Below are 25,470 nucleotides of genomic sequence, written 5' to 3'. Positions count from 1 at the left end.
CCTAACGCGGCCTCACCGGAGCAGGGCGCACCATTTTGCTGCCCTGTGGATGGAACGCGACGGGCGTCCCGTGCGTCTACTCACACATGGAAACCGGTCGGGTTGTGATCGAGGCGCCGCCCGAACCGCCTGTGCCGGCGCCGGTCAGTCCGCTGGCTCGATTGATGCCCGTGGCGATGATCGTCGCGATGGGCGGAATGACGGCGCTGTACTTGACGTCGACCGACACCGCGACGCGCAGCCCGATGTTCCTGTTCTTCCCCGCCATGATGCTGGTATCCCTGATCGGCACACTCGCCTACGGAGCGCGCGGTGGTGCAGGCCGCACCGGGGAGCTCGGCGCCCAGCGTGCCGACTATCTGCGGTATCTCGAGGCTCTCGACACCTCGCTCGCGGAGTCGGCCGATCAACAACATCTCGATCTGCACACCGCTCATCCCGACCCCGCGTCCCTGTGGTTGCTGGCGGGTCGCGGCCGCATGTGGGAACGAGGCGAGGAGCACCCTGACTTCCTCGTCGCGCGCATCGGAGTGGGGTCGCGACCGTCTGCCGTCGAGGTCGTCGCACCGGATCTGGGCTCCGATGCCGATGCAGACCCGGTGACCGTCGAAGCCCTCCGGCGGTTGGTGACCAATCGTGCCGTGGTCGACGGCGTGCCACTGACGGTGACGCTGCGCTCGTCACCGCACGTCACTCTGCCGCGGCCCGCGGCGCGGGCGCTGGTGTGCCAGGTGGCGATGCTGCACCACCCCGATCTCGTGGCCATCGCTGCTCCGCCGACGCGGGAGTGGGAATGGGTGAAATGGCTTCCGCACCGCCGCAGTTCGCGAGTGGTTCACCGGGTCGAGATCGTCGACGGTGGAACACCGCCGGCGCCGCGGGAGTCGACGACGTTCCTCGTGGTCGGCCCCGGCGGCGGTGAGCCCCGCGACGGGCTTGCGCTCGCTGACGCGGTGGCGTGCGCGCGGCGGATCGCGCGCTACCGGCCGGACCATACGTCAGCGTTGCACCGCGCGCGGGACTGGCCCGCGCTGATGGGGATCGACGATCCCGAGACGATCGATCCCGATCAGCTGTGGTCGCGCGCTGCCGGGCCCTCATCGCTGCGAGTGCCGATCGGGGTGGCAGAGGATGGCTCCGTCGTCGAACTCGACATCAAGGAGGCCGCCGCCGACGGGATGGGCCCCCACGGCTTGTGCGTGGGGGCAACGGGATCGGGTAAGTCCGAATTTCTCCGTACGTTGGTTCTCGGGATGGTCGCGGCGCACTCCCCGCAAGCGCTGAACCTCGTGCTGGTCGATTTCAAGGGCGGTGCGACGTTTCTCGGACTGGAAAAGGTCGCCCATGTTTCGGCGGTGATCACCAACCTTGCCGACGAGGCTCCGCTGGTGTCCCGGATGCGCGAGGCTCTCTCCGGCGAGGTCAACCGGCGTCAGGAACTGTTGCGGGCGGCGGGCAATGCCACCAACATCGCCGAGTACGCGCGGGCCCGCGCCGAGGGGCGCGCCTTGGCGCCGCTGCCTGCGCTGTTCATCATCGTCGACGAGTTCTCCGAAATGCTCAGCCAGCATCCTGATTTCGCCGAACTCTTCGTCGCGATCGGACGGCTTGGCCGGTCCCTGGGCATGCATCTGCTGCTGGCGACCCAGCGTCTCGACGAGGGCAGGCTGCGGGGGCTGGAGACCCACCTGTCGTACCGAATCTGCCTCAAGACGTTCTCGGCCAGCGAGTCCCGCGCCGTGCTCGGCGTGCCGGACGCATACCATCTGCCGTCGCAGCCCGGTGCGGCGTACCTCAAGACCGCCGCGGGCGCGCTGACCCGATTCCAGACGGTGTTCGTCTCCGGGGATTACACGCCACGTCTGCGACACGACGAAACGCCCTGTGCTGTAGCGCGCTTCACGCTCACCGAAGAATCCGAACCGGCGGCCGCAAAGCCCTCCGGCAAAACACTTCTCGACGCGGTGCTTGCCCGGCTGACCGGGCGTGGCACGCCCGCCCATCGCGTCTGGTTGCCGCCGCTGGGAGCGTCGCCGCACTTGAACGACCTCCTGCCGCCCGAGCCGATGCGCCCGCTGCAGGTGCCGATCGGTGTGGTGGACCGCCCCTTCGAGCAGCGGCGAGATCCGTACATCGTCGACCTGTCCGGTGCGAGCGGCAATGTCGCCGTGGTCGGCGCACCCCGGTCTGGCAAATCAACGGCGCTGCGGACGATCATGTGTTCGCTGGCCGCCGCGCACGACGCCGCGGCAGTGCAGTTCTACTGTCTGGACTTCGGCGGCGGCCAGCTCGCAACCCTGCAGAACCTGCCCCACGTCGGGTCGGTGGCCAGTAGGCGCGACACCGACTTGTGCCGTCGCACCGTGGCCCAGCTCGAATCACTGCTGCGGAGCCGGGAGTCTTCGGCTTCCGATCCCTATGGCGAGGTGTTCCTCGTGGTCGATGGCTGGGCTACCCTCCGCCAGGATTTCGACGGGCTGGAGTCCAAGATCACCGCGATTGCGGCGCAGGGACTTTCGTACGGGATCCACGTGATGATCGCCGTGTCGCGGTGGGCCGACCTGCGGCCTGCACTCAAGGACCAGATCGGTACCCGCATCGAGTTGAGGCTCGGAGACCCCGCGGACTCGGAGATGGACCGCAGACGTGCGCGTGAGTTGGCCGACCGCCCACCCGGGCGGAGCCTCACCCGCGACGGCCGGGAGACCGCGATCGCGCTGCCCAGCGTCGACGCCGTCCGCGGCGGAGGTGTCGCACCGCCCGTCGAGCTGCTGCCCGGTCGGGTGGACCGCCGCGCACTCTCGGTCCGCAGCGGTCGCGGCGAGGTCGTTCTCGGACTGGGGGAGCGGGACCTTCGGCCCATCGCCATCGATTTCGCCGAACACTCGCACCTGCTGGTGCTGGGCGACAACGAGTGCGGTAAGACCGCGGTGCTGCGCCTCCTGTGCACCGAGCTCACCGAGTCCGACGACGACATCCGGCTCGAGATCGTCGACTACCGACGCACCCTGCTCGGCGTCGTCGAACACGGCGACCTCACTGGCTATTCGGTATCAGGACCCGCGGTCACATCCCGGATCGCGGCGCTCGCCGAGACCCTGAATGCCCGGATGCCCGACGAGTGCGTCACCCAGCGTCAGCTGCGAGACCGCTCCTGGTGGACGGGACCCGACATCTTCGTCATCGTCGACGACTACGACCTCGTTGCGGGCGCCACCGGAAACCCGCTGACACCGCTGGCCGACTTTCTGCCCCACGCCAAGGATCTCGGATTGCACGTCATCGTGGCCCGACGCTCCGGCGGCGCGGCACGTGCAATGTTCGACCCGGTGCTGGCACGGATGCGCGACATGGGCTGCGCGGGTCTGATGATGAGCGCCACGCCCGACGACGGTGTGCTGCTGGGCACCGTCAGACCGGCGTCGCTTCCGGCCGGGCGCGGGACACTGGTGATGCGAGGCAGGCCCGACGAGCTGGTCCAGGTCGGCTGGGTCGATCCGCCACCATGACCGCGTGTGTCGTCGAGGTCGGTCCCGAGGCGGTGTGCGGCCCCGGTTCTGTTTCCTTACAGAAGGTTTCAGTGGCGCTGGAGTGTATCGACGATCGGCTCGCGCTAATGGACGACGGTGTCATCGCCGTAGACGACCTGTGGCGTGACGTTCTCGGTGCCGCGGCGGACGGTGTCGATGGGCCGGTGGTGATCGTCGTGCCGACATGGTGGTCGGCGGGTCGTCTCGACGTGGTAGTCGCGGCCGCCCGCACCGTGTTCGCCGATTGCATCGTGGTGCCACGGTCGGTGGTACTCAGTAGCGAGGCGACGATCGTCGAGCTGTCCACGGACTGGATCGTCGTGACGTCGGCGTCGTCGGAGCCGCAGGTATTCCCCCGCGGTTCCCTCGACGTCGAAGCCCATCTGGCGGGCTCGAGTTCGCTGGTCATCGACACACCGTCGGGTGTCCAGCCACTGCCGACCGATGTGATCGCGACTCTGCGACGCCGCGGAATCCCGTTCTCGCACAGTACTCGTCAACGACTAGCCTCTGCCGCGGCTGCGATGTTTCCGGAACGTTCACCGCGCATCCGCGTCCGCCCGGGGCGGCGGGCCGTCGCGGTGATGGCGGGGCTCGCGCTGACCGCGGGCGCGGCGGGTGGTAGCTGGGCGGCGCAGGCGCTCACCGCGCAACCTGATTCGGGTGATGCGACCCGGTTGCTTACCGACGGCCGGGTCGAGGTCAGGGTTCCCGCCACGTGGGCTGCCGAACGGGTCACGTCGGGCGCTGGATCGGAGCGGGTGCGGGTGGCTCCGCCGGCAGGCATTCCTGCCCTGCACATCACGCAGTCCGTCCGCTCGGGGACGTCCCTGCCGAGGATTGCCGAAACTCTGCGAGCAGCAATCGATTCCGAGCCTTCCGGGGTGTTCTTCGATTTCCGTCCGGCGGGGCAGTTCGGCGGGAGAGCCGCCGTGACCTACGTGGAGCGGCGAGGCGACACGGAGACGCGCTGGGCGGTCCTGATCGACGGGACGACTCGTATCGCGATCGGTTGCCAGCACCCGAGCGGTCACCCCGAGCGCGTCGAGCAAGTTTGTGTCGAGGCGGTGCAGTCGGCCCGAGCGCTGAAATGAAATCTGAATCGGTGGAACCGAATTGGTGCCTGCTGCGTCCTATCTACAGAAGCGTTTGAACAACTTTCGAACATGTCGAGAAAGGATCCACATGCCGACACCGTCAGGTCCGCCCGGGCCCGCGCTGGCCACCGACTTCGACCTCATGGTGTCGGTGGCGAACAAGACCGACAACCGCAACGAGGAGATCCGCGCGATGTTGCAGTCGTTCATCGGCGCCATGGCCAACGTGCCGCCGTCGGTGTGGGGAGGCGTCGCGGCGGTTCGATTCCGCGAGGTCATGGAACGCTGGAACGCCGAGTCGCTCAAGCTGCACTCCGCCCTGCAGCGCATCGCGGAGACCATCCGCGACAACGAACGGGTGCTGCGCGAGGTGGCCGACGGCCACTCTCAGCGCATCGGATCCGTCGCGGCGAGTCTGTAGGAGGCACCGGTGACCGAGACGCTGTCCTACGACTTCGGCGAGATCGAGTACACGGTCCGTCAGGAGATCCATTCGACATCGGCGCGATTCAACGCCGCGCTCGAGGACCTGCGCGCACAGATCGCGCCCCTGCAGGCGACGTGGACCCGCGAGGCCGCCGACGCCTACCGCGTCGAGCAGACCCGATGGGAGCAGTCCGCTGGTGCGCTCAACGAAATCCTCATCAGCCTCGGCAACGCGGTGCGCGACGGTTCCGACGACGTGGCCGACACCGACCGAAGGGCCGCCAACGCCTGGGGCTTCTAGAAGCCCCGCCCCGAGTCTGTGCGGCCCCCGCGAGGAGGGGAGCCGAACGGGGGCCGCACAGTACTCTCGGCACGCCGACCAAACATGGCGTCAATCGCGCTACTCTGGCACCACGTGTGATGGCGGACACCACGTGGACAAAGGGAAAACGCCGGGTGGCAGCTTCGAACACCTCAGCCGGACGGGCATCGGCCCGCCCGTCGCCGTCGCGGCTCCGCGCCGTCCACGAGCTGTTCATCACCGGCGAGGTCGACGCCACCTACCTCAACTCGAACGAGGTGCGTCCCATCGTCGCGCAGAGCTGGGAACGAAGCCTCGCGGGCGGGGTCGATCCCGATCAGGACGCGGCCCGCGCGGCAGCCGCCATCACGGCGGTCGAGCGGTTGAGAGAGACGCATCCGCTCGCCCCGGCGCTGCCGGTGATCCGCAGGCTCCTCGTCGACGACGCCGTCGACTCCGGCGTGGTCGTCGCGGTCAGCGCCGCTGACGGCACCTTGCTGTGGGTCGAAGGTGACCCGACCGCGTGCCGCAGGGCCGAGGCGATGAACTTCGTACCGGGCGCCGACTGGAGCGAACGGGGCGCGGGAACCAATGCCCCCGGCACCGCGCTGGCGCTCGATCGCGAACTGCAGATCCACGGCTCCGAACACTTCTCCCGCGTCGTCCAGACCTGGAGCTGCACCGCCGCGCCGGTGCACGATCCGACCACCGGTGCGCTGCTCGGCGCCATCGACCTCACGGGCGGAACCCCCGTCGCGACCTCGCAGACGCTGGCCCTGGTGCGGGCGACGGCCGTCGCCGTCGAGAACCACCTCGCGCTGCTTCGGCTCGCCGGCATCAACGCCGAACCGGCCGCCCGCAAGCCACACCTCGTCGTGCTCGGCGGGGACCGGCCGCGTTGGATGACGACCGACAGCTACGGGCACCTGCAGGCCACCCACCTCACCGGCAGGCACGCCGACATTCTTGTGCTGCTCAGCCGTCACCCCGAGGGCCTGTCCGCCGACCATCTCGCCGTGCTGCTCGACGACAAAGACCTCGACGTCGTCACGGTGCGGGCCGAAATGTCGCGGCTGCGCAAGGTGATCGGTGCCGAGAACCTGGGCTCGCGGCCGTATCGGCTGCTGACCTCGATCACGAGCGACATCGGCGAGGTGTTCGAGGCGCTGGACGCGGGCGACGTCGAAACTGCCCTGACCCGTTACTCGGGGCCGCTGCTCACACAGTCGGTGTCACCGGCGATCGCGCGGCTGCGCACCCAGCTGTCGGCGACACTGCGCGACGCCGTACTTGCCGAGAACACCCAGGGCCGCACCGATCTGCTGCGCCGCTGGCTCGACCTCCCCGAGGGGCGCGACGACCGTGACGGCTGGCAGGCGCTGCGCGACAGCGCGATCACCCCGGTGGCCCGCGCGCAGGCGCGCGGTCACCTCGCGGGCCTCGACTACGAACTCGGCTGAAACCTGAGCAGCCCGGCAAAACTCCAGCACAGCCCCATCGTGAAAGCGAGTTGCCAACGACGGCAGTCACTTTCACGCTAGAGATGTGGACTTCCGCTCATACGCCCAGTTCGTCCCCGCCGCCTACACCACCGCGCTCACCCCGCCGGTGAGCACCTGGTGGCCGTGGCGCGGCCGCACCGTGCACATCGCCCGCGGCGTCGTGGGCGATGCGCCAGTGCGCGCCATGATCATTCACGGCGGCGGGGGATACAGCAGCGCGCTCTGGCCCGTGGCGGCCGCCGCGCTAGGCGACGGCATCGACGTCTTCGCCCCCGACCTTCCGCTCTACGGCGACACCGTCGAACCACATCCGTCCCGCGTCCGCTACCACGACTGGGTCGACCTGCTGTGCGATCTCGTCAATGCGGAGCGGGCGCAGGACCCGCGCCCGCTCGTGCTGTTCGGCGCCAGCATGGGCGGCATGCTGGCCTACGAGGTTGCGGCCCGGACCAGGCAGATCGCCGCAGTCGTCGCTACCTGCCTGCTGGACGTGTCCGACCCGAGGGCTCGCGCGGCCGCCACCCGCGTCGCCTGGATGGGCCGTCCCGCGCCGGCCGTGCTCCGTGCCGTCGAGCCGTTACTCGGCCGTGTCACAGTGCCCATCCGATGGCTCGCCGACATGGGCAATATGAGCACCGACCCTCGCCTGTCGAAGCTGTGCGCGTCGGATCCCCGCGGTGGTGGCGTCTCCGTCCCGCTGGGCTTTCTGGCGAGCTGGATGAACTACCGGCACACCGCCCCCGAGGACTACAGCGGCGCGCCCGTGACACTCGTCGCCCCCGCTGCCGACAGGTGGACTCCGCCCGAGGTGAGTATTCGCTTCCTGCAACGTATTTCGGCCCCCACCGAGCTGGTGATGCTGGAGAACTGTGGGCACTATCCGATCGAGGAACCCGGCCTGACCCAGCTGCGTGACGCGATGCACGACGTCCTCAGCCGGGTGCAAGCCGATCGACGGTGACCATCAGCGCGGCCACGACTTCCCGGGGGTCGAAGCCGGTGCGGGTCATCACACGGTGCAGTTGTGCGTCGATCGCGTGCACGAGCGTCTGCGCGGTCAACTCCACATCGTCGCCGCCGCGGTCGCAGCGCTTCAGGTGAAACGCGACCTCGTCGCAGATGCGGTCCTCCAAGCCGCGCAGCTCGTCGAGTTGACCGAGCGTCGGCTGCGCCAGCCGGTGCAGCAGCGCGTGCAGCCGGGGCCGGTCGACGTGCAGCTCCACCAGCGCCTCGAGCAACACCCGCATGGTCGTGTCGAACGGGGGAGTGTCCTCGCGAAGCCGCGCGAACACGACCGTCAGCTGCCGGTCGGCGTCGCGTACGTGCCGCTCGGCCACCGCCTGCAGCAGCGAGAGCTTGTCGGGGAAGTACTGATACAACGTGCCGATCGAAAGGCCCGCGCGCGCGGCGATCCGGTTGGTCGTGGCGTCGGCGCCCTCGCGCGAGAACACCTGCGCGGCCGCCTCCACCAGCGTGTTCACGGTCTCCCGGGCGCGCTGCTGGCGGGGCTTGCGGCGTGGTTCGGTGATGCCTCAAATTCTGCGGGGATATCGCCGAACGATGCAACTGTGGTGCAACGGTGGTCCGCGTAGTTTCAGTGACGCACACCACACGAGCAGGAGACTCACCATGACTGTGTATGCCCGCCCCGGGGCTGACGGCTCCCTGATGTCGTTCAAGCCCCGCTACGACAACTTCATCGGCGGCGAGTGGGTCGCGCCGAACGCCGGCCGCTACTTCGAGAACCCGACGCCCGTCACCGGCCAGCCGTTCACCGAGGTGGCCCGCTCCGACGAGAGCGACATCGAGAAGGCCCTCGACGCCGCCCACGCCGCTGCACCCGCCTGGGGCAAGACCTCAGCCGCCGAGCGCGCGGTGATCCTCAACAAGATCGCCGACCGTATCGAGGAGAACCTCGAATCGATCGCGCTGGCCGAATCGTGGGACAACGGCAAGCCGATCCGCGAGACGCTGAACGCCGACATCCCGCTGGCCGTCGACCACTTCCGCTACTTCGCCGGCGCGATCCGCGCTCAGGAGGGGTCGCTGAGCGAGATCGACGACGACACCGTCGCCTACCACTTCCATGAGCCGCTCGGTGTCGTCGGGCAGATCATCCCGTGGAACTTCCCGATCCTGATGGCGGTCTGGAAGCTCGCTCCGGCGCTGGCGGCGGGGAACGCGGTGGTCCTCAAGCCCGCCGAGCAGACCCCGGCCTCGATCCTGTACCTGATGGAGGTCATCGCCGACCTGCTGCCCGCGGGTGTCGTCAACGTGGTCAACGGATTCGGCGTCGAGGCGGGCAAGCCGCTGGCGTCGAGCAACCGCATCGCCAAGATCGCGTTCACCGGCGAGACCACCACCGGCCGGCTGATCATGCAGTACGCATCGCAGAACCTGATCCCGGTGACGCTGGAACTCGGCGGCAAGAGCCCCAACATCTTCTTCAACGACGTGCTGGCGGCCAATGACAACTACCAGGACAAGGCGCTCGAGGGCTTCACGATGTTCGCTCTCAACCAGGGCGAGGTCTGCACGTGTCCGTCGCGCTCGCTCATCCAGGCCGACATCTACGACGAGTTCCTGGCTCTGGCCGCCATCCGTACCAAGGCGGTCCGGCAGGGCGATCCGCTCGATACCGAGACGATGATCGGCGCGCAGGCGTCCAACGACCAGCTCGAGAAGATCCTGTCCTACATCGAGATCGGCAAGAGCGAAGGCGCGCAGGTGGTCACCGGCGGTGAGCGTGCCCAGCTCGGCGGCGATCTCAACGGTGGTTACTACGTCGCGCCGACGATCTTCACGGGCAACAACAAGATGCGGGTGTTCCAGGAGGAGATCTTCGGCCCGGTCGTGGCAGTCACGTCGTTCACCGACTACGACGACGCGATCAGCATCGCCAACGACACCCTGTACGGCCTGGGCGCCGGTGTCTGGAGCCGCAACGGCAACACCGCCTATCGCGCAGGCCGCGACATCAAGGCCGGCCGGGTGTGGACGAACTGCTACCACCAGTACCCTGCGCACGCCGCGTTCGGTGGCTACAAGCAGTCCGGCATCGGCCGCGAGAACCACAAGATGATGCTCGACCACTACCAGCAGACCAAGAACCTGCTGGTGAGCTACAGCGACCAGGCGCTGGGCTTTTTCTGACGAGCGCTTGCGCGAGGAATCGACAAGCACTGATCGGCTGCCTGTGCCCGGCGTCTCAGGACGCCAGGCACAGCGCGTCGCCGGAGATCTCCAACCCATCTACTACTGAAGGATCCTCGTCGAGCGCGATGAGCTTGGCTGCGAGTTGACGCACCGAGGTGGCCCGCGCGTACGACGTCGTGCCGTGCGTCTGGAGCCATTCGACGCCCTCGGCTGCCGAGCTGATCCGCCCGGCGTCGTACAGGTTCTTCACCTCACATGCCTCCTCGTACACCGAGGGCTGTTCTTCGCGCGCCACAGTGGAAAGCGACGGGTTCAGTTCGGTTTGGAGCCTGCGGACGACGGCGCCCTCGTCGACGGCGCCGGCACTGCTGCGCAGTGCGAGCAGGTTGCGCGCGACGTCGTCGTACGCCGACGGTGACGCCGCCGTTCGACACCCCACCAGGGCCCCCGTGGCGGCGACTGCCGCCAGGACGATACTCAGTGTTCGGCGGTATCCGGTTGAAGTGTTCATGACGTTCCCCCTTACGGGAGTCAGCGTCACCGCCGGCGTCGCCCGCCGCACGCGTAGCCGACTACCTGTTTGTGTGAGGGTGAACCGCGTTTTGACCGGTGCGGATATCCGCGCGTAAGCTGCGACGTTGGCGTGCGCTGGCTTGCCGGAACCTTGGGTCCCTGCCGGTCGCCGAGGCAATTCCAACAGCTCACGCCGGACCGGCCCCCGGGGCACCCGGGATCCAACCCGAGAGAAGAGAAGGTAGCGCTGTGTCTACGTACACGCCGAAGGCGGGTGACACCACGCGTTCGTGGTATGTCATCGACGCCACCGACGTGGTGCTCGGCCGGCTCGCCGTCGAAGCAGCCAAGTTGCTGCGCGGCAAGCACAAGCCGACATTCACGCCGAATGTCGACGGTGGCGATTTCGTCATCATCATCAACGCCGAGAAGGTCGCCGTCAGCGGCGACAAGCTCACCACCAAGTTCGCTTACAGCCACTCGGGTTATCCCGGCGGTCTGCGCAAGCGCACCATCGGTGAGCTGCTGGCCAAGCACCCGACGCGCGTCGTCGAGAACGCGATCGTCGGCATGCTCCCGCACACCAAGCTGTCGCGCCAGGTGCAGAAGAAGCTCAAGGTCTATGCCGGCCCCGAGCATCCGCATGCCGCGCAGCAGCCGGTTCCGTTCGAGATCAAGCAGGTGGCGCAATGAGCGAAACTGACATCACCGACGTCGAGGGCACCGACGCCCCCGAGGTCGTCGAGACCGTCGAGACCGAGACCTTCGTCGAGACCGCTGCCGACACCGATGCGGCCCCGCGCGAGCCCGTCATCATCGACCGCCCGATTCAGACCGTCGGCCGCCGCAAGGAAGCTGTCGTGCGCGTGCGCCTCGTGCCCGGCACCGGCCAGTTCCACCTGGACGGTCGCACGTTGGAGAACTACTTCCCCAACAAGGTGCACCAGCAGCTCATCAAGGCGCCGCTGGTGACCGTCGACCGCCTCGAGCAGTTCGACATCTACGCCCACCTCGACGGTGGCGGCCCGTCGGGCCAGGCCGGCGCGCTGCGTCTAGCCATCGCCCGCGCGCTGATCCTGGTGCAGCCCGAGGACCGACCCGCCCTCAAGCGTGCCGGGTTCCTTACCCGTGACCCGCGTGCCATCGAGCGCAAGAAGTACGGCCTCAAGAAGGCGCGCAAGGCGCCTCAGTACAGCAAGCGCTGATACGACTACGACGGACGCCCGGTCTGCTCGCACTGCGAGCAGCCGGGCGTTTGTCGTTGCGCTGGGTTGGCCGAGAAATGTGGTCCGTCCCACACATGCCGTTTCAGGAAATGTTTGCGGCCATATGTCCTGGATCGACGGTGAAATAGTTACTTAGCTGCTCATGCCTTTCCGCATTCATATAGGGAGGCAGTTTGAAATTCGCCGGCGGGCTGGGCAACGCTCGACTCCGAAGCCAGGACGCCTGCGGGCGTCGGTAGGAAATTCCTGCCCCATGGCTTCGTGACTGCAAAGGAGTGATTGGTGAGCTTCGTCAAAAACGCCACAGCGGGTGCTGTCCTCGGTGGGTCGCTGCTTTTCACCGTGGGACTCGGAATGGCGCAGGCGCAGCCTGTGGACTCTCCGGATGGTCTCGTGAATCTTTCGGTCGGTGACGTGACGCTGCTGGAGAGCGTGACCGCCGACACCGCTGCGACTGCGGCGAGCGCCCTGTGTGCCGAGGTGCCCGCAGACGTCGGTGCGCTGGTGACGCAGGTCGACGGTGAGGGCACGCCGCAGACGCTGTGCTCAGGTCTGCCCGGTGGCGACCTGATCGTCGCCCAGAACGCCGCGGTGACCGCGCCGGCCCCGGCCGCGCCCGCCCCGGTGCCCGCGGCACCGGCTCCGGTTGCCGAGGCGCCCATGCCAGAGGCTCCCGCCCTCGGCGCCGAGGGTGAAACCGGTAGTGGCGAGGGCCTCGGAGCGCCCGAGGGCACCGGTCAAGCCGAGGGTGGCACCGTGCCGCTGCCCAGCGACGCTGGATAATTGAGCCACACTCACCGCCCGCATCCACGCCCGGGTGCGGGCGGTGAGCCGTTTTCCGGCCGAGACGGGCGATAATTCACGCGGGGCGAGATTTGGCTCGCGAGCCCCCACGTGTGAGAGGTTGTCACGATGGCTCGACTGTTCGGCACCGACGGCGTACGAGGTGTCGCCAACCAGGAACTTTCCGCCGAATTGGCGATGGCTCTGGGTTCGGCGGCGGCTCGCCGGCTCGGCAGGCCGGGGGAGACCCGCCGCCGCGTCGCTGTGGTGGGGCGTGACCCCCGGGCCAGCGGCGAAATGCTCGAGTCCGCCGTCATCGCCGGGATCACCAGCGAAGGCGTCGACACGCTGCGGGTCGGGATTCTGCCGACGCCCGCGGTTGCTTATCTGGCCGGCGCCTACGACGCCGACTTCGGCGTCATGATCTCCGCTTCGCACAACCCGATGCCCGACAACGGCATCAAGATCTTCGGCCCTGGCGGACACAAACTCGACGACGACACCGAAGACCGCATCGAGGAACTGGTCCAGCAGGGTCCCGGTAACCGACCGACCGGGGCGGGCATCGGCCGCGTCGTGAGCGCCGACGACGCCCTTGAGCGCTACCTGCGCCACGTCGGCAAGGCGGCCACGACGAGACTCGACGCGCTGACCGTCGTCGTCGACTGCGCGCACGGCGCCGCTTCGGTGGCAGGACCGCTGGCCTATCGGGCCGCGGGAGCCAACGTCATCCCCATCCACGCCGATCCCGACGGACTGAACATCAACGACGGCTGTGGCTCCACGCACATGGAGGCGCTGCGCGCCGCGGTGGTCTCCTACGGTGCCGACCTCGGGCTCGCCCACGACGGTGACGCCGACCGTTGCCTCGCCGTCGACTCGCACGGACGCGTCGTCGACGGCGACGCGATCATGGTCGTGCTCGCGCTGGCCATGAAGGAGGCCGGCGAACTGGCGTCCGACACGCTGGTCACCACCGTGATGAGCAACATGGGCCTGCACCTGGCGATGCGGTCGGCCGGCATCGACATCCGCACCACCGGTGTGGGTGACCGCTACGTCCTCGAGGAGCTCCGGGCGGGCGACTTCTCGCTCGGCGGCGAGCAGTCCGGCCACATCGTGCTCCCGAACTTCGGCACCACCGGCGACGGCATCGTGACGGGTCTGCGGTTGATGGCGCGGATGGCGCAAACCGGACGCAGCCTGGCGAGCCTCGCCGAACCGATGCAGACCCTTCCGCAGGTGCTCATCAACGTCGAGGTCGCCGACAAGGCGACCGTCGCCGAAGCGCCGTCGGTGCGCGACGCGGTCGCTCAGGTCGAGGAGGAACTGGGCGACACCGGCCGAATTTTGTTGCGGCCGTCGGGCACCGAGCAGGTGGTTCGGGTCATGGTCGAGGCCGCTGACGAGGACACTGCGCGGCAGATGGCCGTGCGCGTCGCGGAGTCGGTCAGCGCCGAAAGCTGATTCGAGGGAACCGCACGGCGCCCGCCTGCGTCCTATCTCATATGGGAACGGCAGTGGCACGCGTCGATACGGTCGCGGTGCGCGCGATGGCACAGGAGTTCACAGCGGCGGCGGTCATCGTCGCCGAGGCTGCGCGAAAACATATGGCCCACTTCGACTTCGGAGGTGCCACCGCGGGGCGCGCGTATGGCGGCCGTGGTGAGGCGCTGCGCGACGCGCTGCTCGAGGTGGCGTCGTCGATGCGGGAGTGGTCCCGCGCGGCGGCTGAGATCGCCACGGTATTGAACGTGTCGGCCGACCGCTACGAGGACTCCGATGCTGCTGCGGCCGGCCGGTTGAGGTAGCAGCGATGTCTGAAAACCACGACTTCTCTCAAAACTACGGCTTCTCTCAAAACTATGACGTCACTTCATATTTGGCCCAGGGACGCCCAGCGGTGGACACCGTGCAGGCTTACGTATGGGCCTGTCATCAGCTCGGGTTCGACCATCAGGACCTGACGCTGAACGAGTCACAGGTCGACGACTGGTACCGCACCGAGGACGGGATGGATCTGGCTGCGCTGCAGCGGGGGTGCCTAGCGCTGGAGGCTGCGGTGCGGTCGTCGCAGGATGCGCTGGCCGTCCAGTCGCGGCAGCTCGATCGGTTGCCCACGGCGTGGCAGGGCGTCGGCGGGCAGGCCGCGCACGAGTTCCTCAGGCGGCACGGTGATGCGTCGGCCGGCGTCGCTGCGGCAGTACAGACCGCCGCGGAGGCGCTGGTTGCTCTGCGTGAGGAGCTGTGGCGGGCCGTGTCCGCGAAGGTCGACACCGTCGTCGAGATCGAGGCACGTGCCGCCGGAGCACGCGACGAATGGACGGCGGCCGCACACACCGTGATGACGGGAGTGGGGGATCGGGCAGCGGCCAGTGAACTGATCGACCACGCGGTGAAACCGTTCGTGCACACCGCGATCAGCTCGGAATGGGTCACGGCGATGCGGACCACGGTGGGTTCGGTGACCGCGTCCTACGATCGCGCGATCGCCGAAATCGCCGCTGAGTCTTCGCCGGTATTCGATATCCCCGGTGATTTCGGCCCGGTGTGGACGCCCACTCGGCCCGAGTGCGACGACGAGCCCCGTTGCGCACCGGCCGCCGCCGTGGTTCCGGACTCGGCGCCGCCCCCTGCCGTCACTGCACCCGCCGCGTGGAGCGCGCCTGCGACTCCCGCGCCCGCGCCCGCGCCGGCGCCGGCGCCGGCAACTGTCGCGGCTGCGGAGCCCGTCGTCCCACCGTCGCTTCCCGCGCCCCCTGCGGCCGCGGCGCCGGCGCCGCCGCTGGGATCGATGGGCTCGGCACTGCCCGATATCGGGGGTGGCATGTCGGGTCTCGGCCAGCAGTTCGCCGACTCGCTGGGGGGACTTCTCGATGGTCTGGGAGGCGAGATCCCCCAGCTTGCAGAGCCCGACCTGCCAGAGCCCGAGCTCGACGAGCTGGAGCTCGAACCCGAGGAGGAAGAGCTGGAGGAGGAAGAGCTTGAGGAAGATGAGCCCGAGCCCGGCGAGGAGGAACCAGAGGCGGAACCGGTCGAACCGGTGGGGTCCGTTGAATCGGTAGAGCAGGTAGAACCGGTTGAGGAGCCCTGCGAACCTCCTGCCGAACCGGTGGCGGCGCCGGCACCGGAACCTGCGCCCTCGCCGGCTGAACCACTGCCGCCCGCCGAGCCGACTGCAGCAGAACAGACCCCGTGCGAGATCGCCGCCGACGAAGTGCCGCAGGTCGGCGAGCCCCAGCAATAGCGGGGAGTAGCGTCACGCGACGTGAGGCTGCGAATCCCGGAAGCGGTGGTCCTCTTCGTCGTCGGTGGGGTTGCCGCGCTGATCGGCGACCACAGCCACGTCGTCACCGGCACCACGGTGTATTACACCGACACGGTGCCCTTGGTCTGGAGCAGTCCGTTCTGGTTCCCGCTGTTGGTCGGTGCGGCCACGGTATCGCTGGCCGAGCTACGGCTGCACCTGCCCGCGATCCGCGCCGGCGTCACGGCCAGGCAGGCGCTGGCCGGGGTGGCCGCCGTCGTCGGCATGTACGTGACGACCGCGCTGCTACACGGCGCACCGGTCGTCCCCGCCACCGCGCTTCTGGTGGTCGCAGCCGTCATCACCTGGTGCGTACTCGGTGACACCGCCGGCGCCCTGTGCGGCGCGGTCATCGCGGTCGTCGGGCCTGCTGTCGAGATCGGGCTCGTCGAGGCCGGGGTGTTCGCCTACAACCCCGGCTCGGACGGACTGTTCGGGGTCGGGCCGTTTCTGGTCCCCCTGTACTTCGCGTTCGGTGTCGTGGTGGCGCTGCTCGGCGAACTGGCGGTGGCGCGGCGGCCCGGGGTCGCAGCCCCGGTGTGCGACACGGTCAGCCGCGTGCCAGGTGCCGGCTGATGACCAGCCGCTGAATCTGGTTGGTGCCCTCGAAGATCTGGGTGATCTTGGCTTCGCGCATGTACCGCTCGACGCGGTAGTCCCTGGTGTAGCCGGCGCCCCCGAGGACCTGAACGGCGTCGGTCGTCACCTTCATCGCCGCGTCTGTCGCGACGAGCTTGGCCACCGAGGCCTGCCGCGAGTACGGCAGTCCCGCATCGCGGCGGCGGGCCGCATCGAGGTAGGTGGCCCGCGCCGAATCTACGGCGGCTGCCATGTCGGCAAGCAGGAACGCCAACCCTTGATGATCGATGATCTTGCGGCCGAACGTCGTTCGTTCCTGGCTGTAGTTCACGGCGTCATCGAGGGCAGCCTGAGCGAGGCCCACGGCCACTGCGGCAATGCCGAGGCGGCCGGAATCCAATGCGCTGAAGGCGATCTGGAGGCCCTGTCCTTCGGCGCCGATGCGCCGATCGGCGTCGAGGAACGCATCGTCATAGTGTGCGGTGGTCGTCGGCACCGCGTGCAAACCCATCTTCTCCTCGGGTTTACCGAACGTCAGCCCGGGAGTGTCCCCGGGCACCAGGAAGCACGAAATGCCTTGTGAGCCTTCGCCGGTGCGGGCGAACAGGTTGTAGAAGTCAGCCACACCGCCGTGGGTGATCCACGCCTTCGACCCGGTGACGCGGTAGCCGCCGTCGACGGCCGTCGCCTTGCAGGCCAGGGCCGCCGCGTCCGAACCTGCCTGCGGCTCTGAGAGGCTGTAGGCGCCGATGGTGGACCCGCCCAGCATGTCGGGGAGCCAGCGCTGCCTCTGCTCGTCGGATCCGAAGCTCATCAGCGGATGGCACGACAGACTGTGCACGCTGACGGCCACCGCGACCGCGGCCCACCGCGCGGCGAGTTCCTCAAGTACCTGCAGGTACACCTCATAGGGCTGGCCGCCGCCGCCCCATTCCTCGGGGTACGGCAGGCTCAACAGCCCGGCCTCACCGAGGGTCGCGAAGACGCCCTCGGGATAGGTCTCCTCCTTCTCGTGCTGATCGACGATCGGCGCGAGCACCTTGTCGGCGATCTGGCGGGCGAGGTCGACCAATTCGCGGGACTCGTCGGTGGGGAGAAGGCGATCCACGGCCATACGTAGGACAGTACTACAGGACGGTTCACAGTACTATGAGCCGGTGGCCAAGCCTGCCTTCGCGACTGCGCGCCAGACCGAGCTGTTCGACTCGCTCGTCGCCCTGTTCCTGGCAGACGGCTTCGCACACCTGACCCTCGACGAGATCGCGGCGCGACTGCGCTGCTCGAAGTCCACGCTGTACGCCCTGGCGGGCAGCAAGGAGCAGCTGGTCCAGGCGGCGACCGTGCACTTCTTCCGCGCCGCGACCGAGGCGGTCGAGGCCCGCGTCGAGGTCGTCACGGGCGCTCGCGAGCGCATTGCAGCCTACTTGGAGGCCGTCGGCACGGCACTCGATCCTGCATCGGATCGGTTCATGGCCGACCTGGACGGGTTCGCACCCGCCCGCGCCATCTACGAAAAGAACACCCGGATCGCCGCTCGCCGGGTGCGGGAGCTAATCGCCGACGGTGTCGCGGCGGGAGAGTTTCGCGACGTGCACGCCGCGTTCGCTGCCGATCTCGTGGCGACGGTGATGGTGCGCATCCAGCAGCGTGTGGTGCGAGACAACACGGGGTTTGACGACGCCGCCGCTTACCGTGAGCTGGCCGCGATCCTCACCGGCGGCATCCAAGCCTGACCAATTTTCATCCGCACCCATCCGCCTCGGGCACGGTTCCGAATAGCAGCTATGGCGCAGCGATACGACGTGGCAATCTCCGGCGGAGGGCCCGCGGGCTCCGCGGCCGCATGGCAGGCCGTGCGCACCGGTGCGCGAGTGATCTTGTTGGACAAGGCTGAATTCCCGCGTGACAAACCCTGCGGTGACGGTCTGACGCCGCGCGCTGTCAGCTTCATGCAGAAGATGGGCCTGGCCGACGAGGTCGCCAAGTTCCATCGGCTCAACCGCGCGACGATCTACAGCCCCACCGAATGGGAGCTGTCGTTTCCGCGCCGACCGGGTATGCCCGATCACGGGCATGGCATCCGCCGCACCCAGCTGGACACCATGCTGCTCAAGCACGCCGAGGCCGCGGGTGCCGAAGTTCGGCAGGGCGCCGAGGTTATCGGCGCCTCTGTCGACGACGACGGGCGGGTGAACGGCCTGACGCTCCGCGGTGGAGAGGTCATCCGCGCGGACGCGGTGATCGCCGCGGACGGGACGTACTCACCGGTCCGGCGGTCGCTGAAGTTGACGTCCAAGTACAACGGCTATTCGGCGATCGCGATCCGCGCCGAGATGTCGGCGAATCGGCCTGATTCCGACTCGTTGGACATCCACCTCAAGATCTCGCACGAGGGGCAGCAGTTGCCCGGCTACGGCTGGGTGTTCCCGCTCGGCGACGGCCGGGTCAACATCGGGGTCGGCTACGTGAACAGCTTCAAGCGCTGGCATGACATCAACGCCGCCCGGCTCCTTGGCGACTTCATGGACGGGCTGCCCCGCGACTGGAATCTGCCGTCGGTCGCCGAGCTGCAGAGCTCCAAGGCGCTGCAGGCGTGGCGCCTGCCGATGGGGTTCACGGCGTGGCCGCCGTGGCGGCCCGGAGTGCTGTTCGCCGGCGACGCGATGGGCGCCGCCCGGCCGGTCTCGGGTGCGGGCATCTCCAAGGCCCTGCAGTCAGGGCTCGCTGCGGGGGAGAGCGCCGTCGCGGCGCTGACCAACGGCGGGCCGGACGACTTCACCAACTACCAGCAGCAGGTCGACGGAATCTGGGGCAGGGAGTACCGGCGCGGACGGCTGTTCCACCGCCTGGTCGGGATCCCGGCGTTGACGACAGCCGGCCTGAAGGTGCTCGACAACCTGAGCAACCCCAGAGTCCGTGCGCGCCTGCTGTTTTGGGAGGACACCCTCTCGGGTAGCTGAGGGGTTCGATGGGCCCTCGGTTCAATCAGCTCCCTCGGTTCAATCAGCGATGTCGAACGCCGCGATCACCTTGGTCGGCGTCACGCGGACCACGAGCTCGCCGGGAACGCCGTTGCGGCGGCCGAACTCCTCGGCGCGGTCGGCACCCATGTAGCGGCCGCCGATACGCGTTGCGGTGTTCACCAGCTCGTCGGCGTCCTCGCTGAAGGCGACCGTCCCCTGGATCTGCACGAACGAGAACGGTGGACGCTCATCGTCGACGCAGATGACCACGCGCGGATCACGGGCCAGCGCCCGTCCCTTGGCGGTGTCTTTACCGGTGTTGAAGACCAGCTGCTGGCCGTCGACGACGAACCACACCGGCGCGATCAGCGGTCTGCCGTCCTTGGCGAGGTAACCCAGTTTGGCGGTGCGGGTTCCATGAGACAGGAAGGCGATGACGTCTTCGGTCAGTTCCGTCATACCAGCGACTGTAGTTGCTCCACGAACTTGACCGTCTCACGGCGATCTGCGGCCAGCGGGTGCACGAGCATCGTCGTGACCCCCGCTTCGGCGTAGGCGGCGAGGCGTTCCTTGACGAATCCCGCCGGGCCGACCAGGGATACCTGTCGCACCAGCTCGTCGGGCACTGCGTCGATGGCCTCGGCCTTCTTTCCCGCCAGGTAGAGGTCCTGGATGTGGTCGGCGACTTCGCCGAAGCCGTACCGGGTCGCGAGGTTGTGGTAGAAGTTCTTGCCCCGCGCGCCCATGCCGCCGATGTAGAGCGCCAATTGCGGCTTGGCCCAAGCCAATCGGTCTTCGACATCATCGCCGATCGCGAGGCTTGCGCTGACCATGACGTCGAGGGGGCCCAGCTTCGGGTCGCGCCGAGAGGCGCCGGCGCGCAGTGCGTCACCCCAGACCTCGTCGGCCTTCTCGGGGTAGAAGAACACGGGCTGCCAGCCCTCGGCGATCGCGGCGGTCAGCTCGACGTTCTTGGGTCCCAGCGCGGCGATGGTTATCGGGATCTGTTCGCGCACAGGATGATTGATGAGCTTGAGTGGCTTACCGAGGCCCGTGCCGCGATCAGCGGGCAGCGGCAGCTGGTAGTGCTTGCCGTCGTAGCTCAGACGTTCGCGCCGCCACACCTGCCTGCAAATCTCGACGACTTCGCGAGTGCGGCCCAGCGGTGCGTCGAACGGCAGGCCGTGGAAGCCCTCCACCACCTGGGGGCCCGACGTGCCCAGGCCCAGCCGGAACCGGCCGTCGGACACGTAGTCGATGCCGGCGGCCGTCATCGCCATCAGCGCGGGGGTGCGGGTGTAGATGGGTACGACGCCGGTGCCGAGTTCGATCCGCGACGTCTTGGCGGCCAGGAAGCCGAGCTGGCTGATGGCATCGTAGGAGTACGCCTCGGCCACCAGCGCGATGTCGACGCCAAGCTTCTCGCATTCGACGACCTCGTCGACCGCCTCGAGGAAGCCGCCCGCATAGCTGAGGAAAATCCCGGTACGCATGAACCAGGTATACACGGCCAACCAGTTGGTTGGGAAGTTCTCGCTCTAAGGCTTCAAAAGAGCGACGACCTTGTTCTCCAGCGAGACCGGGTCGTCGGCGAAAGGATCGACGATGTCCGCCTTGGGGAGTTCGGCGTCGGCATCTGCGAAGTCCCGGTACGTCTTGTCGCCGGCCAGCAGGTGCAGCAGGTAGCCCGTCATGAGCGCGCGGACGATCTTTTGTGTGCCCCTGTCGGCGCCGGGGAGGCCGACAACTTTGGCGAGGCTGCGTCCTTCGACCAATCCGCCCGACTTGGTATCCGACGTCGCGCGCAACGTGGCGGACTTCCACGAGCGAGCCAGTTCGACGGCGTTGGAGCGCAGTGTCATCGGATCCCCGGGATCGGACAGGATCAGGCCGGGCACCGACAGTCCCGATGCAGGAGCCTCGGCGGGCGGGCTGGAGATCGTCGGATATGCCGCGACCACTGCTTTCGGTTTGACAGGTAAGCCCGCCGCGGCGAACACCGCCGCCGAGCCGCCGAACCCGTGGCCGGCGATGCCGAGCTTGGCGGGATGCACGCTGATATTGCCCTCCCCGAGTCGGACCCCGGTGATGATGTCCAGCGTCGTGCCCAGGTCATAGGCGAAATTGAGCACCGACGGTGCGAGGCCGGTTTCCGTGTTGGGCGCGGCGGCGACAATGCCCCATGACGCGAGGTGCTCCAGCGTCCCGTGGTAGCGATCCGCCGATGTGATCCAATCGTGAGCGAACGCAACGCCGGGCAGATTCGTGCCTTCGGCGGGCGTGTAAACGACACCCGGCTGGCCGGCAAAGGCGAGGTCACCGCGCAAAACTCGGTGCGGTCCGCGGCGGGTCAACGCGGCAAAGAGCTTCTTCGTGCTGGCCACCTGATGACCGTAGCCCAACCGGGTCGAGGCGTCTTCTGCCGTACCCTGGATGGCTATGTGTGGAATCGTCGGCTACGTCGGGCAGCGTCCTGCCTGCGACATCGTCGTCGACGCGCTTCGCCGCATGGAGTACCGAGGTTACGACTCATCCGGCATCGCGCTGCTCGACGGACACGGTGGGCTGACGGTCCGCCGCAAGGCAGGCAGATTGGCCAACCTGGAGGCGGCGCTCGCCGAGTCGGGTGCGGAGAGCCCCGCCGGCGCGACGGGCCTGGGTCATACCCGCTGGGCGACCCACGGCAGACCCACCGACCGCAACGCCCACCCGCATCGCGACGCGTCAGGCAAGGTCGCCGTCGTCCACAACGGCATCATCGAGAACTTCGCAGTGCTACGCGCCGAGCTCGAGGCTGCCGGAGTCGAATTCGCCAGCGACACCGACACCGAGGTCGCCGTGCACATGGTTGCCCGCGAGTACCTGCACGGCCAGACGGCAGGGGATTTTCCCGCGTCGGTATTCGCCGTCCTGCCGCGGTTGGAAGGCCACTTCACGCTGGTGTTCGCCCACGCCGATGACCCGGGCACGATCGTCGCGGCCCGCCGCTCCACTCCGCTCGTGCTGGGCGTCGGCGACGGGGAGATGTTTGTCGGCTCCGACGTCGCGGCGTTCATCGAGCACACCCGTGATGCCGTCGAGCTCGGTCAGGACCAGGCCGTCGTCGTCACCGCGAACGGCTATCGGGTCACAGACTTCCACGGCCACGACACTCACGATTACCGTGAATTTCACATCGACTGGGACATGTCGGCCGCCGAGAAGGGCGGCTACGAGTACTTCATGCTCAAAGAGATCGCCGAGCAGCCCGCCGCCGTGTCCGACACGCTGCTCGGCCATTTCGCCAACAACCGCATCGTGCTCGACGAGCAGCGTCTCTCCGATCAGGAACTGCGCGACATCGACAAGGTCTTCGTCGTCGCGTGTGGCACTGCCTATCACTCCGGGCTGCTGGCCAAGTACGCGATCGAGCATTGGACGCGGCTGCCCGTCGAGGTCGAGCTCGCCAGCGAATTCCGTTACCGAGATCCGGTTCTGGACAGTCACACGCTCGTCGTCGCGATCTCGCAGTCGGGAGAGACTGCCGACACGTTGGAGGCGGTACGGCACGCCAAGGAGCAGAAGGCCAAGGTGCTGGCCATCTGCAACACCAACGGCAGCCAGATTCCGCGCGAATGCGACGCGGTGCTCTACACCCGCGCCGGGCCGGAGATCGGTGTCGCCTCGACCAAGACGTTCCTGGCCCAGGTGGCGGCCAATTACCTTGTCGGCCTGGCGCTTGCGCAAGCGCGAGGCACCAAGTACCCCGACGAGGTCGCCCGCGAATACCACGACCTCGAGGCAATGCCGGATCTGATCTCTCGCGTGCTGGCGACGTCCGAACCCGTGGTGCAACTGGCCAAGCAGTTCGCGACGTCGCAGACGGTGCTGTTCCTGGGCCGCCACGTGGGCTACCCGGTGGCACTCGAAGGCGCCTTGAAGCTCAAGGAATTGGCGTACATGCACGCCGAGGGCTTCGCCGCGGGAGAGCTCAAGCACGGCCCGATCGCGCTGATCGAGGACGACCTGCCGGTGATCGTGGTGATGCCGTCGCCGAAGAACTCGGCCACGCTTCATTCGAAGCTGCTGTCGAACATCCGGGAGATTCAGGCCCGCGGCGCGGTCACGATCGTCATCGCCGAAGAGGGCGACGAGACCGTGCGGCCCTACGCCGACCATCTGATCGAGATCCCGGCGGTGTCAACGCTTTTCCAGCCGCTGCTGTCGACAATCCCGATGCAGTTGTTCTCGGCGGGAGTGGCCCAGGCTCGCGGCTACGACGTCGACAAGCCACGCAACCTGGCGAAGTCGGTCACCGTCGAGTAGTGCCCACCCCGCAGGTCGGTCACTTCCGCGACCAGGCTGGACGTGGGCGCTTTCTCGACGCCTACCGCAGATGTCTGGCGGCGTTGCCACCGGTCGCCGAGACCATCGATGTGCCAACGAGTTTCGGCACGGTGCGGGTCTATCGTTTCGACGGTGCCGGCGGACGCCCGGTATTGCTACTTCCCGGCCGTAACGCGTGCACACCGATGTGGGCGGAGAACCTGCCGGGTCTACTGCGCCATCGCAGCGTGTACACCGTCGATCTGCTGGGAGAGCCCGGACTTTCGGTGCAGCAGCGGCCCATCGCCGGGTCAGAAGACCAGGCGCAGTGGTTCGGCGAGATGCTCGCCGGTCTGGGGTTGGACGCCCCGCACCTGATGGGGGTGTCCTTCGGCGGATGGACGGCGACCAATGTCGCGATACGTAGGCCGGGAAAGGTGGCTTCGCTGACGCTGCTGGATCCGGCGGTGACGTTCGCGCCCATCGCCGTGCGGATGGTGCTGGCCTCGATCCCGCTGGCCGTGCCGGTGACGCCGGACCGCTACCGGCGATGGGTGTTGCGGTGGATCGCCGGTGGCGCCGCGGTCGACGAATCTGATCCGGTGGCGGCGCTGATCGATTCCGGTACAAGCGATTTCGTGCTCAGTCAGCCCCTCCCTGAGCGCTTTACCGACGATCAGCTGCGGCGTCTCGACCTCCCGGTACTCGTGGTGCTGGCGGGACGCAGTGTGATTCACGATGCGCGACGTGCAGCTGTGACGGCGCGGAAGTTGTTGCCGCAGGGCCGAGTCGAATTGTGGCAGGACGCGTCACATGCGATCAGCGGAGAATATCCGGAAGAGGTCGCCGCAGTTGCGGGGGCATTCTGGTCGGAATTTTCGTCGGATTGATAACGCTTTTGGTTTCGCAGGCGATAAATAGTGAAATGAACCGTTGTGCAGCAACGGCCGCCTGAAGCGGCTGTGGATGCAGGGTTCCAGCAGCGGGACCAGGTTGTGCACGTGTTGTGCCTTGCTGCCTAAGACCACCCCGGGGGTTGGCGATGATTTCGGCTGGACAGGCGCGTAGTGGCAGATTCACTGTCACGCCGCGTCGCGATGAGGATTTCTTGGTGTTGCACGTGTGCGGCGACCTCGATGTCCTGACCGCACCCACTTTGGGAACCCATCTCGATGTGGCTTTCACCAATTCGCCACCGGTGTTGATCGTCGACATCACCGACGTCAGCTTCTTGTCGTCTGCCGGGATCTCTCTGCTGGTGGAAACGCACCGCCTCACCGAGCGGGGCGGCATCTCGTTGCGTGTCGTCGCCGACAGCCCCGCCACGAGTCGCGTTCTGCGCATGATGCGCATCGACGAGGTGATCGATCTTTATCCCACGCTGGCAGAGGCCAGACACGCACAGCAGCTCTAGTCAGCTTTTCGCGGACTGCTGATACAGAGCGAGTTTCCAGCCGTCGGCGGTTCGGCGGTAGACCGACGACATCGCGCCGACGAACGGCTCGTCGGCGCCGTCTCGCCAACCTGTTCCCGTGTAGACAAGCGCGGCGGCATCGCCCGAGATCTCCACGAGTCGGACGTCGGTGATCTCGTAGCGCGCCCACGGCGGCGATTCGCCGAGCGCGGACGCGACGGTCGCTCGGTCCATCACCATGCCGTTCGCCAGCACCATCACGGCGTCGTCGGTCATCAGAGCGCCGTAGAACTGGTCGCCGCTTCCGTCGCACAAGGACTTCCAGCCGGCGTGTTCGAGCTCCAGGAGGTCGTCGATGACAGTCATGG

Annotated in this window: 26 protein-coding genes; 19 read left to right on the top strand and 7 right to left on the bottom strand. The window is 67.7% G+C overall.

Going from position 1 to position 25,470, the window contains the following annotated elements; genetic code table 11:
- Positions 1–86: 86 nt before the first annotated feature.
- The 6 genes from eccCa (at position 87) to AWC12_RS05615 (ending at position 7,817) form a co-directional block, all read left to right on the top strand.
- Positions 87–3,509, top strand: a complete 3,423-nt coding sequence (eccCa, locus tag AWC12_RS05640) for a type VII secretion protein EccCa (RefSeq protein ID WP_085172886.1) — start codon at positions 87–89, stop codon at positions 3,507–3,509.
- 71 nt (positions 3,510–3,580) lie between these two features.
- Positions 3,581–4,624 (top strand): type VII secretion-associated protein, encoded by a 1,044-nt coding sequence (locus AWC12_RS05635; protein ID WP_234813839.1) that lies wholly within the window; start codon positions 3,581–3,583, stop codon positions 4,622–4,624.
- 91 nt (positions 4,625–4,715) lie between these two features.
- Positions 4,716–5,048: a WXG100 family type VII secretion target gene (locus AWC12_RS05630; RefSeq protein ID WP_085172882.1), complete on the top strand. Its 333-nt coding sequence runs from the start codon at positions 4,716–4,718 to the stop codon at positions 5,046–5,048.
- Positions 5,049–5,057: 9 nt separating this feature from the next.
- A complete protein-coding gene (locus AWC12_RS05625; protein ID WP_024446263.1) occupies positions 5,058–5,354 on the top strand; it encodes a WXG100 family type VII secretion target in 297 nt (98 codons plus the stop codon).
- Between the two features lie 155 nt (positions 5,355–5,509).
- The gene (locus AWC12_RS05620; RefSeq protein ID WP_085173116.1) at positions 5,510–6,814 is read left to right on the top strand and encodes a helix-turn-helix domain-containing protein; all 1,305 of its coding nucleotides are present in this window, start codon (positions 5,510–5,512) and stop codon (positions 6,812–6,814) included.
- Between the two features lie 85 nt (positions 6,815–6,899).
- Positions 6,900–7,817, top strand: coding sequence for an alpha/beta hydrolase (locus AWC12_RS05615; RefSeq protein ID WP_085172880.1), 918 nt, complete (start codon positions 6,900–6,902; stop codon positions 7,815–7,817).
- On the opposite strand, the gene AWC12_RS05610 is transcribed toward AWC12_RS05615, so the two are convergent.
- Positions 7,789–8,325 (bottom strand): TetR/AcrR family transcriptional regulator, encoded by a 537-nt coding sequence (locus AWC12_RS05610; RefSeq protein WP_234813838.1) that lies wholly within the window; start codon positions 8,323–8,325, stop codon positions 7,789–7,791. The genes AWC12_RS05615 and AWC12_RS05610 overlap by 29 nt on opposite strands.
- 160 nt (positions 8,326–8,485) lie before the next feature.
- On the opposite strand from AWC12_RS05610, the gene adh reads away from it, so the two are divergent.
- Positions 8,486–10,009, top strand: coding sequence for an aldehyde dehydrogenase (adh, locus tag AWC12_RS05605; protein ID WP_024446267.1), 1,524 nt, complete (start codon positions 8,486–8,488; stop codon positions 10,007–10,009).
- A gap of 55 nt (positions 10,010–10,064) precedes the next feature.
- Here the strand turns inward: adh and AWC12_RS05600 are convergent, their stop codons facing one another.
- A complete protein-coding gene (locus tag AWC12_RS05600; RefSeq protein ID WP_085172875.1) occupies positions 10,065–10,523 on the bottom strand; it encodes a hypothetical protein in 459 nt (152 codons plus the stop codon).
- Positions 10,524–10,774: 251 nt separating this feature from the next.
- Between AWC12_RS05600 and rplM the strand changes: the two genes are divergently transcribed.
- The 7 genes from rplM to AWC12_RS05565 all read left to right on the top strand — a co-directional run bounded on the left by rplM (position 10,775) and on the right by AWC12_RS05565 (position 16,417).
- Positions 10,775–11,218 (top strand): 50S ribosomal protein L13, encoded by a 444-nt coding sequence (rplM, locus tag AWC12_RS05595; protein WP_024446269.1) that lies wholly within the window; start codon positions 10,775–10,777, stop codon positions 11,216–11,218.
- Positions 11,215–11,730, top strand: a complete 516-nt coding sequence (gene rpsI, locus AWC12_RS05590; RefSeq protein WP_024446270.1) for a 30S ribosomal protein S9 — start codon at positions 11,215–11,217, stop codon at positions 11,728–11,730. Before rplM ends, rpsI begins: the two co-directional genes overlap by 4 nt.
- A 303-nt stretch (positions 11,731–12,033) precedes the next feature.
- Positions 12,034–12,534, top strand: coding sequence for a hypothetical protein (locus AWC12_RS05585; protein ID WP_024446271.1), 501 nt, complete (start codon positions 12,034–12,036; stop codon positions 12,532–12,534).
- A gap of 129 nt (positions 12,535–12,663) precedes the next feature.
- Positions 12,664–14,001, top strand: a complete 1,338-nt coding sequence (gene glmM, locus AWC12_RS05580; protein WP_085172873.1) for a phosphoglucosamine mutase — start codon at positions 12,664–12,666, stop codon at positions 13,999–14,001.
- Positions 14,002–14,054: 53 nt separating this feature from the next.
- Complete coding sequence (locus AWC12_RS05575; RefSeq protein ID WP_234813837.1) at positions 14,055–14,345, top strand: DUF7162 family protein; 291 nt, start codon at positions 14,055–14,057, stop codon at positions 14,343–14,345.
- Between the two features lie 5 nt (positions 14,346–14,350).
- The gene (locus AWC12_RS05570; RefSeq protein WP_085172869.1) at positions 14,351–15,781 is read left to right on the top strand and encodes a hypothetical protein; all 1,431 of its coding nucleotides are present in this window, start codon (positions 14,351–14,353) and stop codon (positions 15,779–15,781) included.
- 21 nt (positions 15,782–15,802) lie between these two features.
- A complete protein-coding gene (locus tag AWC12_RS05565; protein ID WP_085172867.1) occupies positions 15,803–16,417 on the top strand; it encodes a diacylglycerol-binding protein in 615 nt (204 codons plus the stop codon).
- Here the strand turns inward: AWC12_RS05565 and AWC12_RS05560 are convergent.
- A complete protein-coding gene (locus AWC12_RS05560) occupies positions 16,392–17,534 on the bottom strand; it encodes an acyl-CoA dehydrogenase family protein (protein ID WP_085172865.1) in 1,143 nt (380 codons plus the stop codon). The genes AWC12_RS05565 and AWC12_RS05560 overlap by 26 nt on opposite strands.
- A 43-nt stretch (positions 17,535–17,577) precedes the next feature.
- On the opposite strand from AWC12_RS05560, the gene AWC12_RS05555 reads away from it, so the two are divergent.
- Positions 17,578–18,153 (top strand): TetR/AcrR family transcriptional regulator, encoded by a 576-nt coding sequence (locus AWC12_RS05555; protein ID WP_085172863.1) that lies wholly within the window; start codon positions 17,578–17,580, stop codon positions 18,151–18,153.
- A 51-nt stretch (positions 18,154–18,204) separates the two neighbouring features.
- The gene (locus AWC12_RS05550; protein WP_085172861.1) at positions 18,205–19,380 is read left to right on the top strand and encodes an NAD(P)/FAD-dependent oxidoreductase; all 1,176 of its coding nucleotides are present in this window, start codon (positions 18,205–18,207) and stop codon (positions 19,378–19,380) included.
- A 39-nt stretch (positions 19,381–19,419) separates the two neighbouring features.
- Here AWC12_RS05550 and AWC12_RS05545 read toward each other — a convergent pair whose 3' ends face one another.
- Genes AWC12_RS05545 through AWC12_RS05535 form a run of 3 tightly spaced genes read right to left on the bottom strand, consistent with a single transcriptional unit; the run spans position 19,420 to position 21,767 of the window.
- Positions 19,420–19,842, bottom strand: coding sequence for a PPOX class F420-dependent oxidoreductase (locus AWC12_RS05545; RefSeq protein WP_024446279.1), 423 nt, complete (start codon positions 19,840–19,842; stop codon positions 19,420–19,422).
- Entirely contained in the window at positions 19,839–20,876 is a 1,038-nt protein-coding gene (locus AWC12_RS05540; protein ID WP_085173114.1) for an LLM class F420-dependent oxidoreductase, read from the bottom strand. The genes AWC12_RS05545 and AWC12_RS05540 overlap by 4 nt, the downstream gene beginning before the upstream one ends.
- A 45-nt stretch (positions 20,877–20,921) precedes the next feature.
- On the bottom strand, positions 20,922–21,767 hold the full coding sequence (locus AWC12_RS05535) for a dienelactone hydrolase family protein (RefSeq protein ID WP_085172859.1): 846 nt from the start codon (positions 21,765–21,767) through the stop codon (positions 20,922–20,924).
- A gap of 55 nt (positions 21,768–21,822) precedes the next feature.
- Between AWC12_RS05535 and glmS the strand changes: the two genes are divergently transcribed.
- The 3 genes from glmS to AWC12_RS05520 all read left to right on the top strand — a co-directional run bounded on the left by glmS (position 21,823) and on the right by AWC12_RS05520 (position 25,102).
- On the top strand, positions 21,823–23,688 hold the full coding sequence (gene glmS / locus AWC12_RS05530; protein ID WP_085172857.1) for a glutamine--fructose-6-phosphate transaminase (isomerizing): 1,866 nt from the start codon (positions 21,823–21,825) through the stop codon (positions 23,686–23,688).
- Positions 23,688–24,578 (top strand): alpha/beta fold hydrolase, encoded by an 891-nt coding sequence (locus AWC12_RS05525; protein ID WP_085172856.1) that lies wholly within the window; start codon positions 23,688–23,690, stop codon positions 24,576–24,578. The genes glmS and AWC12_RS05525 overlap by 1 nt, the downstream gene beginning before the upstream one ends.
- A gap of 152 nt (positions 24,579–24,730) precedes the next feature.
- Positions 24,731–25,102, top strand: a complete 372-nt coding sequence (locus AWC12_RS05520) for an STAS domain-containing protein (protein ID WP_207576382.1) — start codon at positions 24,731–24,733, stop codon at positions 25,100–25,102.
- Here AWC12_RS05520 and AWC12_RS05515 read toward each other — a convergent pair whose 3' ends face one another.
- Positions 25,103–25,468, bottom strand: coding sequence for a nuclear transport factor 2 family protein (locus tag AWC12_RS05515; protein ID WP_085172852.1), 366 nt, complete (start codon positions 25,466–25,468; stop codon positions 25,103–25,105).
- Between the last annotated feature and the right edge of the window lie 2 nt (positions 25,469–25,470).

Origin of the sequence: Mycolicibacterium iranicum (assembly GCF_002101705.1) — a bacterium.
Lineage (GTDB): Bacteria > Actinomycetota > Actinomycetes > Mycobacteriales > Mycobacteriaceae > Mycobacterium > Mycobacterium iranicum.
The sequence above is the reverse complement of the archived record's forward strand: the minus strand, read 5'-3'. Positions and strand labels throughout refer to the sequence as shown.

Bases quoted from the DNA above. Each gene is read 5' to 3' on its own strand.
- AWC12_RS05540 (WP_085173114.1), bottom strand. From the start codon at position 20,876: ATGCGTACCGGGATTTTCCTCAGCTATGCGGGCGGCTTCCTCGAGGCG.
- AWC12_RS05570 (WP_085172869.1), top strand. From the start codon at position 14,351: ATGTCTGAAAACCACGACTTCTCTCAAAACTACGGCTTCTCTCAAAAC.
- AWC12_RS05600 (WP_085172875.1), bottom strand. From the start codon at position 10,523: ATGAACACTTCAACCGGATACCGCCGAACACTGAGTATCGTCCTGGCG.
- AWC12_RS05630 (WP_085172882.1), top strand. From the start codon at position 4,716: ATGCCGACACCGTCAGGTCCGCCCGGGCCCGCGCTGGCCACCGACTTC.
- AWC12_RS05515 (WP_085172852.1), bottom strand. From the start codon at position 25,468: ATGACTGTCATCGACGACCTCCTGGAGCTCGAACACGCCGGCTGGAAG.
- glmS (WP_085172857.1), top strand. From the start codon at position 21,823: ATGTGTGGAATCGTCGGCTACGTCGGGCAGCGTCCTGCCTGCGACATC.
- AWC12_RS05550 (WP_085172861.1), top strand. From the start codon at position 18,205: ATGGCGCAGCGATACGACGTGGCAATCTCCGGCGGAGGGCCCGCGGGC.
- AWC12_RS05520 (WP_207576382.1), top strand. From the start codon at position 24,731: ATGATTTCGGCTGGACAGGCGCGTAGTGGCAGATTCACTGTCACGCCG.
- AWC12_RS05545 (WP_024446279.1), bottom strand. From the start codon at position 19,842: ATGACGGAACTGACCGAAGACGTCATCGCCTTCCTGTCTCATGGAACC.
- adh (WP_024446267.1), top strand. From the start codon at position 8,486: ATGACTGTGTATGCCCGCCCCGGGGCTGACGGCTCCCTGATGTCGTTC.
- eccCa (WP_085172886.1), top strand. From the start codon at position 87: ATGGAAACCGGTCGGGTTGTGATCGAGGCGCCGCCCGAACCGCCTGTG.
- rpsI (WP_024446270.1), top strand. From the start codon at position 11,215: ATGAGCGAAACTGACATCACCGACGTCGAGGGCACCGACGCCCCCGAG.
- glmM (WP_085172873.1), top strand. From the start codon at position 12,664: ATGGCTCGACTGTTCGGCACCGACGGCGTACGAGGTGTCGCCAACCAG.
- AWC12_RS05560 (WP_085172865.1), bottom strand. From the start codon at position 17,534: ATGGCCGTGGATCGCCTTCTCCCCACCGACGAGTCCCGCGAATTGGTC.